Source organism: Cupriavidus sp. SK-4, assembly GCF_000611125.1.
GTDB classification, from domain to species: domain Bacteria; phylum Pseudomonadota; class Gammaproteobacteria; order Burkholderiales; family Burkholderiaceae; genus Cupriavidus; species Cupriavidus necator.
The window spans coordinates 1-675 of the sequence record NZ_JFJW01000197.1 but is presented as its reverse complement, the minus strand read 5'-3'; the positions used below and the strand labels follow the sequence as shown (position 1 = coordinate 675).

The following is a 675-nucleotide window of genomic DNA, read 5'->3' as shown; positions in this document are numbered from 1 at the left end:
CTGACGCGCCGCATCCTGGAAACCACGCCGTGGGAGGTCTACGGCATGGACATGTCGTCGGACCGCCTCGGCGACCTCGTCGACCACCCGCGCATGCACTTCTTCGAGGGTGACATCACCATCAACAAGGAGTGGATCGAGTACAACATCCGCAAGTGCGACGTGGTGCTGCCGCTGGTGGCCATCGCCACCCCGGCCACCTACGTGCGCCAGCCGCTGCGCGTGTTCGAGCTGGACTTCGAGGCCAACCTTCCGATCGTGCGCGCCGCGGTCAAGTACGGCAAGCACCTGGTGTTCCCGTCGACCTCCGAGGTCTACGGCATGTGCAGCGACGAAGAGTTCGACCCCGAGGCCTCGCCGCTGGTCTACGGCCCGATCAACAAGCCGCGCTGGATCTATGCCTGCTCCAAGCAGCTGATGGACCGCGTGATCCACGCCTACGGCATGGAGCAAGGCCTGAACTACACCCTGTTCCGTCCGTTCAACTGGATCGGCGCGGGGCTGGATTCGATCTTCGAATCGAAGGAAGGCTCGTCACGCGTGGTGACGCAGTTCCTCGGCCATATCGTGCGCGGCGAGCCGATCAAGCTGGTCGACGGCGGCGCCCAGCAGCGTGCCTTTGCCGATATCGCCGACGGCATCGACGCGCTGATGCGCATCATCGAGAATCCCAAC

The 675-nt window shown here is 64.1% G+C and carries 1 protein-coding gene; it reads left to right on the top strand.

Going from position 1 to position 675, the window contains the following annotated elements; genetic code table 11:
* The coding region (locus tag CF68_RS34400; RefSeq protein ID WP_035827912.1) for a bifunctional UDP-4-keto-pentose/UDP-xylose synthase at window positions 1-675 on the top strand (675 nt) is incomplete at both ends.